Here is a 15,900-nt window from a genome sequence, read left to right as displayed (position 1 = left end):
CCAACAAATCAAGAATCGGACGAGTCCCATCCGTGTGCGCCCCCGGCCCGGCGTAACAGCAGCTCCGGCCAGAACCCTGATATCTGGCCCTTACTCTGCTTCGAGTGACTTTCCCGAGCATTGGTCCTCAAGCCCCAAGTAGGCCTCGGGCATTATCGGGAGAGGGAGTAGAAGGACACGCCGTCGATGTTTTCGGGTGGAAAGTTGTCTTCGACCCATCGTACGATCCGCGCAGATTCTCCCTTCCCTTCAGCGGTCAAAGGTGGAAGGTTCTGGACCACCAACGATCCGACCTTCCCGCTGTGGACCATGTTCTGGAATTGTTCAAGTGTCGGGAAAGGATCCGTGCCATCAAATCCTCCGACCGGCAGAATCGCCTTGGAGCTGTCCAGCTGGTAGTTGGCGGCGGTTTCCGATCCGACCACGGCGGCCGACCACGTCACGGATCCGGGAGCGGCCTTTATTCTGTCAAGGATGCCTGTGTGTGGGATGTCGCCGAACATGACAGCAGTGAACGCTGGCGGCACCCCCGGTGCCAGCTGAGTTCGATCCGGACTATCTGTTCGTATACCGAGGATGCTTGGACCGGCCACTACTCCCGCTCCAACATGCGGACTCAGCACCGTGTTGACGGACCAGATCGTTGGACCCAGGAGAATAGAGACCCCGACTAGGAGAACGGCGGCTGCCCGAAGTCGATTGTTGACCGGGGGAAGCAACGCGATGGCTGCTGCGAGGGCGCCGACAATCAATAGAACTGGGGGCAGCCCGGGGAAATCCAACACGGATCTGGACGCGGAAACGTACGCCAGCACCAGGCTGAGGGCTAGAACAAGACCCGATAGAAGGCGGATCAGGCCGTTGGCGAAGCGGCGCAGGAGATAGACCGTGGCAAGGGCGGCCAGGCAACTCAGTGACGGTACTGTTGAGATCGCGTAATAGGGGTGCACGATGCCTGACATCATGGCCAGGACGGTGGCTGAACAAACAAACCACGTGGCACAGAGCACCATTAAGGAGCGTTGGCCAGGGGTACCGCGTCGGCGGATCACCAGCACCGCGGCGATGCCCAGTCCCGCGATCGCGAGCGGCAGAAACCACCCGAACTGGCCTGAAAACTGCGGCTGAAGGAACCGGGTTAGTCCAGGGTCAAGTTTCGGGTCCACTATGGCGCTTGGCCCCGACATCGTCCGGGTGGCGTCCTCTCCGGTCAGGCGATCCAAGCCGTTGTATCCCAACGTCAGCTCCCAGATGCTATTGGAGCGGGAGCCGCCGACGAAAGGCCTGCTGGCGGGATTGACCGTCTGGGCAATCACAAACCACCATCCGGAGGCTACGACGGCTGCGAGCAGGCCCGCGCCCAGGTGGAGTAGTCGGGTATACACAGGTTTCTTGGCGAAGAGTGCGTACGTCAAGGCGATCGCCGGCAGAACAAGGGCAACTTGGAGCTGCTTGGTGAGGAATCCGGCACCAACCAAGACGCCCGCGCCGAGCAGCCAGCGGAGTTTTCCTCTGTCGATTGCTTCGAGTGTGGCGTAGGCGGCCGCGATCATCAAAAGAGTAAGTAAAGCATCGGGATTGTTGTAGCGGAACATCACGGTGGCAACAGGGGTAGCCGCGAAGAACAGTCCGGCGAGCAGACCGGTCCCAGGGGCGGCGCGCTTCTTCACGATGCGATAGATCAGATAGACGCTGAGCACCCCCATCAGCGCCTGGGGGACAAGGATGCTCCACGAGTTCAGTCCGAAAAGCCGCACGGAAAGGGACATGATCCACAAGGACATCGGCGGCTTGTCAACGGTTATTGCATTGTTGGGATCCGAGGAACCGTAGAAGAATGCCGTCCAATCTTCGGACCCGGCCATGGCGGCAGCCGAGTAGTAGGAGTTGGCCCAACCGTTGCGGTCGAGCCCCCACAAATAGAGGACCGACGTCAGGGCGAGAAGACCCAAAAGGGCCGGGCGCTCCCACGCCGCATCCGCGGGACTACCGCGAAACCACTTCCGAACGATCTGGGAACGGCCTTGGATGACGACGCTTCGGGGTGGTTGACCGCGAAGCCGGCTGGTGTTGTTGCTCATGTCGCCTGCAGCGTGGAGGTCGTGCGTCGGCGCGCATCCGACCGTCGGGCCCGGAAGACCCAGATCCGGAGCAAGACAAAGCGGATCAGCGTGGCGAATACGTTCGCGGAGGTCAGGACGATCAGCTCGGCCCGCGGCGCTGCGTCCGGGTGGATGGCATGGAGCAGCAGCAGGGACGACGAGGTGATGCCCCAGGCGACCAGGAAAACCACGAGCCCTTGAAACTGTTGCGTGAACATCCGTTCGGGTCCGTGGATCCTGAACGTGAAACGGCGGTTCGCTGCCGTGTTTGTAATGGCCGTGAGTAACAAGGCCAGGAAATTCCCCTGTTGCGCGCCAAACGGGCCCTGGAACAGCAGATATAGCAAAGCAAAAGCGAGCGTTGAGAATGCCCCGACGATTCCGAAACGCACCACCTGACCGAAGAAACTGGGACGCGTTGGAGTTGAGATTGGCCTGCGACCAAGTTCCGCGTATATCGCTTGCAAAGGGATATTTCCCTTCATCATGGAACCGGCGACGCGCACGAGGCCCTTGATGTCGTCGACGGCGGTTTGGCGGATGTCCACCCTGCTGTCGGGGTCGTCGATCCAGTCGACCGGGATCTCGTGAATGCGGAGCCCGGAGCGCTCCGCCAAAATCAACAACTCGGTGTCGAAGAACCAGCAGTTGTCCTCCACATAAGGAAGCAGCCGATGCGCGACTTCCGCCCTGATGGCCTTGAAACCACATTGGGCGTCGGAAAACCGTACCTGCATTGTCCGTTTGAGAAGCAGGTTGTAGCTCCGCGAGATGAACTCCCGTTTGGGACCCCTGACCACCCGGGAGGTCCGGCCAAGCCGTGTGCCGATGCTGATGTCCGAGTGTCCGGAAAGCAGGGGAGCGATAAGCGGGGGGAGCGCCGCCAAATCGGTTGAGAGGTCTACATCGACATATGCCAGAACTTTGGCTTCAGAGGATGTCCAGGCGTCCCGGAGCGCGAAGCCGCGTCCCTTGGTTTCAAGGCGCCGATAGCTGACATTTGGAATCTCGTCAGCGAGTTTTCGCGAAATTACGCCGGTTGCGTCAGTGCTGGCGTTGTCGGCAATTGTGATTTTCCAGCTGTACATCAATTCCCGCGACAGGTAGTCGACGAGCCGGTGGATGCTTCGTTCGAGTATGGCGGACTCGTTGAAAACGGGGACAATTACTTCCAGTGCCAAGTCCCCAGAGCTAGGTGTCATGCGGCGATCCTAAATATCACGGTCAGGGATCCGGTGAGGATTCCATTAAGATTTGTTAAATATTCGATCAATGCGCGTGATGGGCTCAAAAGAACAACAATCGCTCCCTCCGGAACGGAACGTGTGTCGGGAGCCGACACGGAGGCAGCCGCCCCCTCGTGGTGCTGGCGGGCGAACCAGGTAAAAAGCTGAAGAGCCGCACCGGCCCGGAGCCGCGGTCCCAGAATGGCCGGGGCTGGTTCGAAAGGGTCCTCCTCGACTCTGGGTGTCGAGGAGGACCGGTCTTTCGGGGAACTGAGCTGTCGCATGGACGAACGCTCAGCTCGGGATTTGGATCAAATGGGAGTTGCCGCTGATGGCGTTGATCGCCGAGAGAAAGATCGGGCCAAGTGCCGTTCCGCTCCCTGCGCAGTAGAAGTAGTCTCCATCGGAATTCTCGGCGGTGATCTGGGCGGCTGTGGAGCAGGCATTTGCCGTGCTCGGATTGCCTTGGGAGTCCGGCGATGCCGCAGCGGCGAGGACATCGCGCACATACGCTCCACTACCCCCGCACCGTGCTGTGCCTAGGTTGTACCCGACGGTAATGATCAGGATTCCACGCGCCTTTGCATCCGCCGCCACTGCCAGGAGATTGTTGCAGGCTGTGATGCCGTTTGAACTTCCAATATCTCCGGGAGTCGACACCGAGGTGGAACCGGCGACGTCAGGCTCGTTGGGCTCACCATCCGTCTCCAGAATGATTGCATTCCGAGGCGTTCCCGAACGTGCAGGCAGAGTTCCCAAGTTGTTGGGGTCGAAGCCCAGAAGGTACCTGGCCGCAGCCTTCATCGGCGATGCGAGGCTGGTGCCCGTTCCCGAGTGGGTCAGGCATTGCAGTCCTTTGACGAGATTGCTGCTGTTGTTCAGTGCCGGTGGTGTGGCTGAGGTCGTGTAGTCGTTGGAAAAGGGGACCGGGAGCCAGGGACCGCTTGTTTGCGAGCTGGCGGGGTTGGTGATGCAACCCGACGTCGACGAACTTCGACCGATAGTGCCCAACGCCACGTATTGCTGGGTGGTGGTCATGGTCTGCAATGTGCTTTGGATGCCTGATTTGAGCGAGGACAGATCGGTGTCGCTCATACTGCCCGTGCGGTCCGCGACAATCGCGACATTCATGGGGTTGGGGCTCTGGGCGCCGCAGGATCCTCTGCAGGCGTTTGAGGAAAGCGTCCCGGTGTTCCCGGTGTTTATGCCGATTACGGGCGCGAAAGCGAAGGGGACGGTCTTGTTGGCCGTGACGGTTATCGTGTTGCAGGTGTTGCCGCTTCCCGGCGAGCAGGGTATCGCGCAGATCGTGGTGTTGCATTTTGCGCCGGCGGTCGTTCCCGGGTTGCAGACAGCCGGTACCTGGCCGCTGGCCACGGTTTTGGTGGTACCTGTGGAGGCGACGACGCACCAGAAGGTGACGGTGGGGGTGGTTCCGAGATTGTTCGATTGGGCGTAAGTGAGAGCATCAGTCTGGGCGGTCGTGGGATTGTCCGGGAGGGAGGTCACCCCTGCCAGGGCTGCCGCGTCCAGGGCATTGCTGACATGCTGACGTTCGTAGAGTAGGTGGCCGAAGTCGATGGCCAACGCTATCGAGCCAAAGAGCACGGGGATCAGCAGGGCAAAGATGAGAATTGACGCCCCGCGCTCCCGGTTTCCTGGCTCCGTGCATCGATCGGCCTGTCTCGTCCGTGGAGGGGCCCCGTTCCGGCGTTCGCCGGTGCCACGCTCAGCATTGCGTCCGGTCCTTCTTAGCGTGTGCATGTTCCTCCGTTCCAGCCCTGTGATCCTGAGGTCACAGTCGCTGTACCTTCCATTTTCATGACCGATTTGGCTTCGAAGTAACCGTTGAGTGCCCATGAGTAGAATCCGGATAGGGATGATTGCGGGTAGCGCAGACAGACAACCATCACCCCGGGAGCGCCCCCGGAAGTATCCACGACGAATTTCACCTGGAGTTTTGAGCTGTCCATCAGTCCCTTGGCCTGGTTGGCCGAGGCGATGACGTCGCCCTGCGTTACCCCCTGCCGGGAGCTCTCGCGCGCCGCTCCCTGCAGGCTGATGCTTTGCCCCAAGGCCGTGCCGAAGTCGACTATTCCAAGGACCATGGAGAGGAGCAGCGGCAGGACGAGGGCAAATTCAACGGCTGCCGCCCCGCGCTGGCGAACATCCCGATTCGCTGCACGTCGTGTCCGGAATCTAGACATCGGTTGCTCCTTCAAAATGGTGTTTTGGATAGTTGAGGACTTCCGCTGGGGCTCGGCCCGGCACCTAGAAGGCCCCGGATATGCTGCCCATCACTTTGATGATCGCCGGCCCGATGATCACGATGAAAAGCGCTGGAAGGATGCAGAACATCAGCGGGAACAGGACCTTGACGGGTAGCTTCATGGCTTTTTCTTCTGCGCGTTGCCGCCGCTTGATCCGCATTTGTTTGGCTTGGGACCGGAGCACGTTTGCAATGGCAATGCCGTAGATGTCGGCTTGGACGATTGCCGATACGAAACTCCGAAGGTCCGGTACACCAGTGCGTTCGGCCATGGAGATGTAGGCGTCTTTGCGTGTTCGTCCGACCTGCATGTCCTGCAGGGTCCGGGCCAGTTCCGCGGCAAGGGGTCCCTTGCCGTTGTGGCAGGCACGGGCCATCGCCGTTTCGAATCCGAGACCCGCCTCGACGGAGATCAGCATCTGATCCAAGGTGTTGGGGAGTTCAAGTTCGATGGCCTTTTGGCGTTCGGCCCCGCGTCCGTGGATCAGGATGTCCGGGACGAAGTATGCCAGGGCCGTGAGGAAAATCGTAAGGAGCAAGGTCGTCCCGCTGGGTGTTTTCAGCAGGATCATGATCGTCAGGGCCGCGACGATAAGCGCGAGGGCCGGTTTTGCCATCAGGAGCCGGTCAAGGGGAAGTCTGGCTGGCCGGCCGGCTTTGGCAAGAAGTTTATCGAGCCAGGCCGCGTACCCTTTCGGGGTAACCCGCAGACCCAGGGGTGTGGATTGCTTGATCTCACTCGTTGAAACTATCCCGGCGCCCAGGTCGCCCAGGATGCTTCGGCCGCGATTGAGGTTGGAACGGATTGCCGCGTATCCCCTTCGGTCCACGGATACGACGGACCACACAATGTACGTGGTGGGAACGATGATGAGTGCCACGATCACCCATGCCATTGCCGTCATGGTCTCCCCTTAGAACTTGATCTTGATGACTCGACTGAGCCAGAAACTGCCGGTGATGAGCAGCAGCGTCCCGACGATGAGCATGATCCACCCCAAGGTGGTTGAGTACAGCGTTCCGACGTAGTCGGGATTTGCCACACTCAACCAAAGGAACACTGAGATGGGCAGACCGATGAGTATGTAAGCCGATAGGCGGCCCTCGGCGCTCAGGGACTTCACCTGTCCCTTGATTTGGGACCTCTCCCGGATGGTCTCGCCCACGTGGTCCAGGACTTCGGCCAAATCCCCTCCGACTTCACGGTGGATTTCTACTGCTTGTCCTGTCCAATCGAAATCATCGCTGTCGAGACGGCGCGCGGCATCCTGCATGGAGTCCCGGAGATCGCGTCCCAGCCTGGTTTCGTTGACGATTCTTGCCAGCTCTTCCGAGGTTGGAGCCTCTGTTTCCTTGGAAACGGCATCTACCGAGCGCAGAAGACTGTGACCGGCCCGCAGCCCACCGGCGAGCATTTGCAGGGTGTCGCCCAGTTGGGCGTCGAATTTCGCCCTACGCCGGCCGGTCAGGAACCTCAGGAAGAAAATTGCGCCTATTGGAGTGGCCAAAAAGAGCACGACCCCGAACGCGATCCCATTAATAAAGAATCCGATGAACCCCGCGGTGGCGGCAACGCATCCCACCATCATGATGAAGTCTGCCTGGCTCATCTTCACGCCGGCCTGATCCAGGGAGGCGCGACTGCCGAACGTGGCTCTGCGGCCAAGCCGGCGTTCGACAAACGATGTTGCCTCGTCGGTGGCCTTGGTCAGCAGGGATCGTTTGTCGCGGACCCCCGGTCGTCTGCGGGACAGGGCGATTTGGCCGCGACCGGATCCGAACGTAACGATCAGCAGGATACTGAGCGCGACAAAGCAAAGTCCTATGCCCAGTGCCAGGAAAGCCGGGTTGGTGCTTGTCACCATGACGCACCCCTGGCGTGGACCGGGGCGAACACAGATGGAGAGAGAGCGATGCCGAGATCGGCAAAGTGATCCGCGAACCGGGGACGCACCCCGGTAGGGACCGGCTGTCCAAGGAAGCGGCCGTTGTCATCGACCCCGGCGGCGTAGTCGAAGACAAACGCATCCTGGAGCGTGACGATGTCCCCTTCCATGCCCTGAACCTCTGTCACGTGCGTGACTCGTCTGGTCCCGTCGCGGAGCCGGGAAATGTGAACAATCAGGTTGATTGCGGAGGCGATTTGTTCGCGGATGGCGCGCAGCGGCAGATCCATGCCTGCCATGAGCACCAGGGTTTCCAAGCGGGCGATCGCGTCGCGCGGGGAGTTGGCGTGCACGGTGGAGATGGAACCGTCATGACCGGTGTTCATCGCCTGGAGCATGTCCAGGGATTCCCCGCCACGTACTTCACCGATCACGATCCGGTCCGGGCGCATACGAAGGGAATTTCGTACAAGGTCTCTGATGCTTATTTCGCCTTTCCCCTCGATATTGCGGGGACGGCTTTCCAAGCGGACAACGTGATCTTGCTGCAGTTGAAGCTCAACCGCGTCTTCAATGGTGACGATCCTTTCATCCGCCGGAAGGAAGCTTGAGAGGACATTCAACAAAGTGGTCTTGCCGGTACCTGTACCGCCGGAAACGATGATGTTGAGCCGGGCCTGAACACAGGCGTGGAGCAACTCTGCCATTTCCGGGGACATCGTGCCGAAGGAGATCAGCTTCTCCACACCGAGGGGCACGTGGCCGAATTTGCGGATGGTGAGCGCCGATCCGTTGACGGCAAGCGGCGGGATGATGGCGTTGACGCGGGAGCCGTCGGAAAGGCGCGCATCGACTAGGGGAGATGATTCGTCGATGCGCCGGCCGACCTTGGTCACGATGCGTTCGATGATGCGTCGCAGGTGCTCTTCGTCGCTGAATTTGCCGCCGGTGAGATGGAGTTTACCGGCCCTCTCCACATAGATCTTGTCCGGCCCGTTGACCATGATTTCCGTGACGGATTCCTCGTCCAGGAATTTCTGCAGCGGACCCAGGCCAAGGACGTCGTCGACGATTTCCTGGACGAGTCTCTGCCGTTCAAGGAGAGTCAGCGGAATGTCATCTTGTTCGATAATGACGCGCAGCTCATCCTTGACGTATTGGTGCAGTTCAGCTTCGTCCAGGGACGCATCGGTGATTCTGCTTCCCATTCGCTCGTAGAGCGTGCTGCCGACGCGGTCCTTGACCGCGTTGAGTGCCTCGTTCGAGTCCGACGCGTCCCTGGCACTGGATGGGCTAGGTGGTTCGGTCAATCCGACGGTCAGCGGGGTGCCCCAAGGACCCGCCCCGCCGTCGCCGGGGGGAACCGCGGCGGCAGTTTCCAGTCCTTGTACGGCCTGCATCCGTTTGCTCAGGTTCATTGGACTACTGCCCTTCTGTGAAGTTTCTTGTGAGAGCGTTCTTCCCAGTCGGGTTTGAACCGGTCGACCAGTTGCGTCAGCCCCTTGCTCGCTGGATCGCGGGTTCCATCCTGAAGGAGCGGCACTCCCTTGTTTGTCGAATACGGCAAAGTCCGGGACCGGGGAAGAACGATGTCAACGGGGCATCCGATGGTGGCTTCGACATCTTTGAGTGAGAGCCCGGTGCGACGGTCGGCAAAATTCAGGACAACGTGCCGGTGTTCGCTGAGCAACCCGATTTCATTGAGTATGCTGAAACCGGTCCGCAGGCCCCTGATGCTGGGGATGTCCATGCCGCATATCCAGACCGAATCGGTGGCGACTTCAAGGGTGGCCAGGACGTGTTCCCCCAGGCCGGGAGCGGTATCGACCACGACAAACTGAAACTCGGTGGAGAGTTGTTGGATCAAGTGGGCCACCTGGGGTCCGGAAATCTTGTCAGAGTCCACTGGATTCAGGGGCGCACAAAGGGCGTATATCCCGGCCGGATGGACCGAAAGATAGGACTTCAGAACCATGCTGTCTTGAACCGCGGCACGTTGGACCGCGTCGGCCAGGGTTCGTTCCGGTTCCAACATCAGTCCTGAAGCAACGTCACCAAACTGCAGGTCGAGATCCAGGACCACAACTCCCATGGGAGCGATTTTTCCGAGCCCCACCGCGAGGTTCGTGGTGACGGTTGTTTTTCCAACCCCTCCCTTGGGGGACATGACCGAGATGATCCGGCCAGCCCCCGGGCGGCTATCAACGGTGGTGCTCAGCCCTCTGCGCCGGCTTGCTGCTGCCAAACTGGAGCGTTCCAGCATGGCCCGGATTTCGTCCGGGTGAGCAAGGGGTGCCAGGAGATCACGGACGCCGGCCCGCATTGCAGGCAGCGCGACGTCCGCTTCCTTCTCGGTAACGACCACGATGCTGATTTCGGGATATTGGAGATCGAAAAGACTCGCAACCCGGATGGAGTCCTCCAGTGGCAGGCCAGGGCCTAGAAGTATGACTTCAACGGGTTCGCCTGTCAGCATCCGTAGAATATCGTCAGGGCCCGGTGGAAGGTAGTCGGCGGCGATGACGTGGACGGTGCCGTGGAGTCCCTTCGCAGCCTGACGGGTACGATGTTCGAAATCCTGGTTTGGTGTGATCAGTAGGAAGCGGCTCATCGGAATACATCTGCCATTTTGACGACTGTGGGCGCACTTTCTTTAGTGGTGGCCGGCTCCTTGGTCAGCCAGATCGTCCCGAATTGCGCGGCCAGGGCTATTTTGGCTGAATCCACGTCGTTTCGGGCGAGGGTCACGAGCAACGACCCGGAAGGAACTTGGGTGTTGGTTTGCGCCTGGGGGTCCTGGGTAGTGGTCGAAGATTTGGATTCCGCGCGTTGGACGCTGGTGACCAGCACTTTGTGGAATACCTGTTGGGCTGTGCCTCCGGCGGCGTTGCTTGTCCCGTCCGAGAAAAGCATGATCACACCGACAGTGTCGCCCGGTTGTAGCCGGCCTCCGATGACCCGCTGTGCGTCCAGTTGCACGGAGATTTCCTGCATTCCCGGTGGAACCGGAACTGAGCCCGGGGCTGCCAGAGTGGTCGGATCCACAAGACGGGCTCCGAGCAACGCCTCACCCGGGAGCAAATCTGTTGAAGCGACTTTGCCTTGCAGACCGTCCAGGCTCTTCAGTGCCCCATTGGGGACCGAAGACTGGGGGAGTGTGACCAGCTTCACGGCTGCTTTGATCGTGTCAAAGGTTGCGCCGGAAGGGATCTGGTTTTGCACTACCAAAACGTCGACGGGTTGGAGATTTTGTTGGGCCCGGGCTTCGGACCCTTGAACGTATGAGACCAGCAGCAATGTGCCAACAATGGCCAGCACAAGAGCAACAATGCCTCCCAGTAGGCGAGTTTTCACTTGTTCCCCTTATATGTATCCCGTGTGGGACGTTGAATAGTGGTTGCCCCTGTGCTGTTCCGTGATAATTGGTGAGTAGGTTTCGGGGCTCGGCCGGCGGTGGCCGGTCGTCGGCGGTCAAACGCTGCCGTGGAGCTTCCTGAGGCTGCGGGCCCCTAGTGGATGTCGGCGGGGGTTGCGGCCTGAAAGCCCTGTAATGGCATTGACTCGGTAATGGAAATGCCCAGGAGCGTTGTCTGCGTTGGCGGACCTTCGGCTCCGATCCTCAGCACCGCTCCTGGGCATTTCTTCGACCCTCGATTAGGGGGGCCGGTGTGATAGTTGTAAAAGCTGTTTTGATCCGACCATCAAGTGATCATGTTCAAGACAATAACCGGTGCGAATATGAGGGCCACCAAACCACCCAATCCAAACTGCGGTAGCATTCCCTCTGGATTTCTCCGCTTTTCACAGCTGCCGATGGAATTGTGGTAGCGACTATTGCCTTGATATTGAGATGTCCCCGCGGGCGGTCAGAGGCTGTTTGAAACGGTGGTGAACGCCGTGTGGATCTGGCCGCCGAGGGTGACGACGGTGCCCACGATCACAGCGGCAATCAGAGCAACGAGGAGTCCATATTCAACGGCTGTTGCACCTTTTTCGGAATTGAGCTTGTCTTTGATGCCGGCGATGAATGCGAGGGTGTGGATCATGAGAGATGACATTGGAAAAACCTTCCCAGATAGGTGAATATTCGTTTACGGAATCCTGCCGCTCACATATCCCGTTTAGCGGATCGGATTTCGATAAGACAAGAATTGCCCAGGGGATAGTTAACTGGCAACGCGAAACGGTACTCGTCTTTTCCGTGAAGGATCGGTCCGACTACTCGAAAAGCAGGAGAGCAGTACTTGGTTCTTTTGACTAAGCACTACCTACGGGGCGGCGTTGGCAGGCGACGGGGCACAAGCGAAGCCCGGGAAGAAGACCCGGGCCCCGACCGTCGAGAAAGAACCAGCTTCAACGCCGCGGATCGCATATATGCCTTTACGGCGGCTAAATTCCGGGGAATGCAGGGCGCATCATCAGCACCGTGATCATCCTGATCACCATAAAACCCGCCAGGCACTCGCAGAACACCTAGTGCTCTCCCCGGAGCCCAAGTAGCCCAAGTACATCCAGAGTGGTGCGGCCGAGCGTTATGTCGTCCGGTCCGAAGCCGCCCGGAGAAAATTCTCGAAGAATCAGGTGACGGAACTCAAAATTATGTTGCCGGTCCCGTATGCGGGAGCGAAAACCCGTTCGGAATGAGGCTTAGTCGACCTCCGTGGAGCGTCGAAAGAGGGATTCAAGGGTGTGCCGGAGCCCAGCGAGCGGTGTGCTGAACAGCCTGCCGGACGTCCCGGCCCGAGGATCCGAGGGGTGTGCAGGCGCAGCAGCCGTTCTACAAGCTTCCAAACGGACTACACACCCCACCGTGCCGAAAAGCTCATTCGGCAGAGCAGGAGCGTCTGGGGAACGGCTCTGATTCCCGGGCCGATTGATTTCAGCGTGGTGCCAAGTCTTGCGCCCGCGGCGTTTCCAGGCACCCTTGTCAAGGCCAACCGTGGGATATTAGCTCTTGTAGCACCTTGGTGCCAGGAAGGAGGCCAGCATGGACGGAGTTCCGCCGCGGGAGACGCCGTTGACCTTGAGGCAGGCTGCCCAGCGGGCAGGGCAGGATGTGAGGGTCTTCAAGGCCTTGGCCGATGATCTGAACGGCGGGGCGGGGGATCTGCGCCTGCCGGGGAACCGTGGCGCAGCCCGCTATGACCCTGCACGGCTCCGTACCTGGCTCAAGGACCGGGAGATCCCCCCGTCCCCGGGCTCTGAGGCGGTGCGGATCACGGCGTCCTGGGATGGGGCGCAGTGGACGGTCCGGGACGGCGAGAGGTGTGTGAGTGTCACTGGCCCTCGGTTGATGGCCGCCCAGCGCTCTCTGGCGACGCGGCTTGCCCAGGTCCTTCCGAGCGGCCGGGACCGCATACAGTTCGACGTAGTTTACGAAGCCGAACGCCCTGACGTGCTCGCCTGGGCAAAGGCCGAGTCTCTGAAGGTACGGGCGGACGAGCTGTTGAATGAAGCCGGGCGGCTCCGCGTGGAAGCTATCCAGGGCCTCATGAACGAAGGCATGACCCCTCCGGAAATCGCGGAGGTATTTGGAGTGTCCTACCAGCGCATCCAACAGATTCTGACCAACGCGAAACGAAAATAACGTTCCGTACTCCCGGGCCCCAGCGGGAAGGACTAGGTATTGCCTTCCGTGAGTTCCGGTGGGCGGTGGCGGAGGGTTTTGGTGTGGAGAGTTTGCTGGATTTTGGACTTTCCTGGTTCTCTCCGATCGTCCCGACAAACCCGGCGGATCAGAATAAGGAGTGTTCCCTGGCTGGTTTGTCAGGCAATTCTGGTGATCACCCTAGGGTGACGCCGACGGCCGAGACTGGCCACAGGTGGAAGTGGTGGCCTTCCTGCGAACTTCCATTCAATCTGCAGTCTATTGGGCTACCGCAGTGGCGAGGTCATGTACGTGGGCCTCGTGTCTTCCTTCGCGGCCAGGAATAGCGAGAGACCCTCCAACGTGGGTTCGCTGCGTCCCCCGCGGTTGACAGGGCCGCGGCGTCGGTTTGTTGGTAGGGGCGTTGTCCCGGAGCGTGGCCCGGAGGAGGTCGGGGCCGCGTCGGCCGTGGGCGTTAGTTTTCGGCTTTGTTCTGATAGAGGCTTCACCGCTGGGCATGAGGGGCCGGAGTGCAACTTGGGGTACCGGCATCGATTCAAAAGTCCGCGAGGAAATAAGCGGAGCGCCGAGCGAAGTTTTGGATTGGGACCGGCGTAAAGCGCCCTGGTTGCGCGGAGGTCCCGCCCAGCGATGATCGAGCATCAGAATGACAAACAGCGAAATATTCTTCTGGCTGTCCGTGGTCAACGGTGTGCGGCCCGACGCGACGCCGGGGTCCTGCACCCCCGTGGGGACACTAATGTCCGAAATGAGTGCCGGAGCGCTCATCGAGGGCGAGTTCGGCTAAAAGACAATGTTCCGCGCTCGACTAGGACGGCTGGCCCTCGATCAATATAGGTCGAAGCCAGTTGGCGGGTGCGACCCGCCGGTCTCGCGCCACTCCAGCGCTTTGCTGCGTGAACACGGGAGCGCCGCATCCCCCTGATTGACCGGCTAACGACTATGACTTTTTGCCGGACGCGCATGCCGAACCTGACGGTCGCAAGAACTTATGGCCGTCATAATGACGACGTGATCATGTTCGTGAAAGTCCTCCAGAACATCCTCTTTGTTGGCCGCTTTCTCGCTATCTGTGTTCTCGCTGCAGTGATCAGCGCTGTCGGCAAACCGGAATTGGAGCTGAGCATTCTAGCCGTTGCCTCGGTCGTGGTCTTGATGCTGGCGGTCGCTACAGGCATCGTGAACACGCGCCATAAGCGGCCGTCAAAGCAGCGCATAAGGCTCAGGCGGGCCGCGCTTCCACTCCGGCTACGACGTACAGCGCAAACGACGGAGACCTTTGATCACGACCCCGAAACGGTCTGGGCGTTCATTCGGCCCGCAGAGAGCGCCGTCCTCCTCTCGGACGCTGAGCTGGCCTTCACCGTCCCCGGAACACCAACCGGGGTAGGGGAGCAGCAGTGCTTCATCAGACGTGACGGGACCGTGTCCATCATCGAAGTCATCGGTGAGGAAAGCCCGAGATGGGCCGCGACAAGGCCTGTCACCCCCGACAAGACAAACAGCCGATCCACCTACACGCTTGAATCGACGCCAACAGGATGCACCCTGACGATGGGAATCGTCATGGAACTGCCGGCAGGCTTTAAATTTGCCGAAGACCCCGGGCAGTGGTGGGAGGCCCGCGCACGCACCTATCTGAAGCGAGCGAAAGAGGTCCTTTCCGCCCGGCAGGGATGACGTTCTCCGAGACTGCGTTCGCACTGGCAAGTCCGTGCTTTTGTCAATCCACCTCTGGCAGTTTGGGGGAATGAGCTGGAAAACAACTTGCTTGACGAAAAGTTCTTAAGGCTCAGCCGAAGGCATGTGGCCTCGGAAGTCTTCAGCCATGAAGACAAGTTGAGGCCTTGCCGAGGTCCTCTCGGCGGCCAGGAGGGAACAGTGGCTGGGCATGGTGACCGACGCGGTCAGGTGGGGCATTATCAGGCAGGCCGCCATTGTGACCGACTCACCTTTAACTCACCTCAATCAGCGGCAACCAATGACAATTCATCACCCATCGATGCCTGCAAAACCCCGAGAATTCGGGCGAAAACCCTGGGATTCAAGGCGCACACAGGCGTCTGAGACTAAAGCGGGGGTCGTCGGTTCGAATCCGACAGGGGGCTCTTAGTTTGGCTTTGAGCTGCAGGTATGTTGATTCTGGTCAGAGCCATTCCGTGCCGCTGTCATCAGCAGCGGGTCAGCGGCGCGGCATCTTCCTGCTTGAAGGCCGCTCTGGCCTCGCCTGGCGCTGACGTGCCGACGCGGGTCATTCCGTCTGGTCGACTGGATCGATCAGGACCGCAGCGGTCGTGACGGCGCTCATTAGACACCTGCGCGCCCCTGTATTCCAGGCTCTACTCCTGGGCCTCGTTCGGGAATCGGGCCTGTGCTGCGTCGCTGATCGGTGTGAAGAAGTTGATCAGGTTGCCGTCCGGATCCCTGACAAGGAGCGAACGGTTACCCCAGGGCATGTCCGTCGGCCGATTGACGAACACTTCGACGACATCCTGAAGAGCCTTATAGGCCGCGTCGACGTCGTCGACGAGGAAGTCCAGGATGATGCTGTGGTTCGCGCGAGCCTCGGCGGCATTGTCTCCGAGCAGCGGCACCGTGGCTGTGCTGGCGAAGGCTAGCGTGCCGGATGGGGTGCGAAGCTCGGCGAACATCGGGTGAAGCCGCACGGCGGTGATTCCGGTGGCTGTTTCGTAGAACGCGACGAGCGCGTCGACGTCGTCGGTGATGATGCGGGTGGCTGCCAACTGCATTGCCGTCTCCTGTTGTGAATGTGAATGTGGCTCACGAACTTGGCCACGGACATGACGGT

The 15,900-nt window shown here is 60.1% G+C and carries 14 protein-coding genes; 3 read left to right on the top strand and 11 right to left on the bottom strand.

Features of this window, described 5'->3' with window-relative positions; all coding sequences use genetic code 11:
* Window positions 1-152 precede the first annotated feature (152 nt).
* The 10 genes from ACSBOX_RS17820 to ACSBOX_RS17775 form a co-directional block, all read right to left on the bottom strand.
* Window positions 153-2,081, bottom strand: coding sequence for an ArnT family glycosyltransferase (locus ACSBOX_RS17820; RefSeq protein WP_442543657.1), 1,929 nt, complete (start codon window positions 2,079-2,081; stop codon window positions 153-155).
* Complete coding sequence (locus ACSBOX_RS17815; protein ID WP_442543656.1) at window positions 2,078-3,304, bottom strand: glycosyltransferase; 1,227 nt, start codon at window positions 3,302-3,304, stop codon at window positions 2,078-2,080. Before ACSBOX_RS17815 ends, ACSBOX_RS17820 begins: the two co-directional genes overlap by 4 nt.
* A gap of 318 nt (window positions 3,305-3,622) precedes the next feature.
* Window positions 3,623-5,092: a pilus assembly protein TadG-related protein gene (locus ACSBOX_RS17810; RefSeq protein WP_442543655.1), complete on the bottom strand. Its 1,470-nt coding sequence runs from the start codon at window positions 5,090-5,092 to the stop codon at window positions 3,623-3,625.
* A complete protein-coding gene (locus ACSBOX_RS17805; RefSeq protein ID WP_442543654.1) occupies window positions 5,080-5,535 on the bottom strand; it encodes a TadE/TadG family type IV pilus assembly protein in 456 nt (151 codons plus the stop codon). The genes ACSBOX_RS17810 and ACSBOX_RS17805 overlap by 13 nt, the downstream gene beginning before the upstream one ends.
* A gap of 64 nt (window positions 5,536-5,599) precedes the next feature.
* Entirely contained in the window at window positions 5,600-6,502 is a 903-nt protein-coding gene (locus tag ACSBOX_RS17800) for a type II secretion system F family protein (protein WP_442543653.1), read from the bottom strand.
* 9 nt (window positions 6,503-6,511) lie between these two features.
* The gene (locus ACSBOX_RS17795) at window positions 6,512-7,462 is read right to left on the bottom strand and encodes a type II secretion system F family protein (RefSeq protein WP_442543652.1); all 951 of its coding nucleotides are present in this window, start codon (window positions 7,460-7,462) and stop codon (window positions 6,512-6,514) included.
* Window positions 7,456-8,901, bottom strand: a complete 1,446-nt coding sequence (locus ACSBOX_RS17790) for a CpaF family protein (RefSeq protein WP_442543651.1) — start codon at window positions 8,899-8,901, stop codon at window positions 7,456-7,458. The genes ACSBOX_RS17795 and ACSBOX_RS17790 overlap by 7 nt, the downstream gene beginning before the upstream one ends.
* Complete coding sequence (locus ACSBOX_RS17785) at window positions 8,898-10,094, bottom strand: AAA family ATPase (RefSeq protein ID WP_442543650.1); 1,197 nt, start codon at window positions 10,092-10,094, stop codon at window positions 8,898-8,900. Before ACSBOX_RS17785 ends, ACSBOX_RS17790 begins: the two co-directional genes overlap by 4 nt.
* A complete protein-coding gene (gene cpaB / locus ACSBOX_RS17780) occupies window positions 10,091-10,837 on the bottom strand; it encodes a Flp pilus assembly protein CpaB (protein WP_442543649.1) in 747 nt (248 codons plus the stop codon). The genes ACSBOX_RS17785 and cpaB overlap by 4 nt, the downstream gene beginning before the upstream one ends.
* 512 nt (window positions 10,838-11,349) lie before the next feature.
* Window positions 11,350-11,541: a Flp family type IVb pilin gene (locus ACSBOX_RS17775; protein ID WP_442543648.1), complete on the bottom strand. Its 192-nt coding sequence runs from the start codon at window positions 11,539-11,541 to the stop codon at window positions 11,350-11,352.
* A 929-nt stretch (window positions 11,542-12,470) separates the two neighbouring features.
* Here ACSBOX_RS17775 and ACSBOX_RS17770 point away from each other — a divergent pair.
* From ACSBOX_RS17770 to ACSBOX_RS17760, 3 genes are all read left to right on the top strand, one after another.
* Window positions 12,471-13,070, top strand: a complete 600-nt coding sequence (locus ACSBOX_RS17770) for a hypothetical protein (RefSeq protein ID WP_442543647.1) — start codon at window positions 12,471-12,473, stop codon at window positions 13,068-13,070.
* A 667-nt stretch (window positions 13,071-13,737) separates the two neighbouring features.
* The gene (locus ACSBOX_RS17765) at window positions 13,738-13,878 is read left to right on the top strand and encodes a hypothetical protein (protein WP_442543646.1); all 141 of its coding nucleotides are present in this window, start codon (window positions 13,738-13,740) and stop codon (window positions 13,876-13,878) included.
* A gap of 224 nt (window positions 13,879-14,102) precedes the next feature.
* Complete coding sequence (locus ACSBOX_RS17760) at window positions 14,103-14,771, top strand: hypothetical protein (protein WP_442543645.1); 669 nt, start codon at window positions 14,103-14,105, stop codon at window positions 14,769-14,771.
* A gap of 659 nt (window positions 14,772-15,430) precedes the next feature.
* Here the strand turns inward: ACSBOX_RS17760 and ACSBOX_RS17755 are convergent.
* Window positions 15,431-15,841: a VOC family protein gene (locus ACSBOX_RS17755; RefSeq protein ID WP_442543644.1), complete on the bottom strand. Its 411-nt coding sequence runs from the start codon at window positions 15,839-15,841 to the stop codon at window positions 15,431-15,433.
* Between the last annotated feature and the right edge of the window lie 59 nt (window positions 15,842-15,900).

The sequence above is a fragment of the Arthrobacter sp. KN11-1C genome (assembly GCF_052180225.1).
Classification (GTDB): Bacteria; Actinomycetota; Actinomycetes; order Actinomycetales; family Micrococcaceae; genus Arthrobacter.
Note: the sequence above shows the minus strand (reverse complement) of the source record. Positions and strands in the feature narration are given on the sequence as shown.